Here is a 242-nt window from a genome sequence, read left to right as displayed (position 1 = left end):
GAACGGCACACCGAGGACGTCCGCCGCGATCTGGCTCCAGCAGGTCTCGTGGCCCTGTCCGTGCGGGCTGGTCCCGGTGACCACCTCGACCTTGCCGGTGGGCAGCATCCGGATGCTCGCCGCCTCCCAGCCGCCCGCGCCGTACCTCAGGTCGCGCAGCACCCGGCTCGGCGCCAGGCCGCACATCTCCGTGAACGTCGACACGCCGATGCCCAGGCGCACCGGGTCACCGCGCTCCGCGC

General features: G+C 74.0%; 1 pseudogene. It reads right to left on the bottom strand.

Annotated elements, in window-relative coordinates:
* Positions 1-242: pseudogene (locus CCN72_RS41100) on the bottom strand (molybdopterin cofactor-binding domain-containing protein); the annotation flags it as partial.

The organism is Streptomyces murinus, assembly GCF_002154555.1.
In the GTDB taxonomy this organism is placed as follows: domain Bacteria; phylum Actinomycetota; class Actinomycetes; order Streptomycetales; family Streptomycetaceae; genus Streptomyces; species Streptomyces murinus.
Note: the sequence above shows the minus strand (reverse complement) of the source record. Positions and strands in the feature narration are given on the sequence as shown.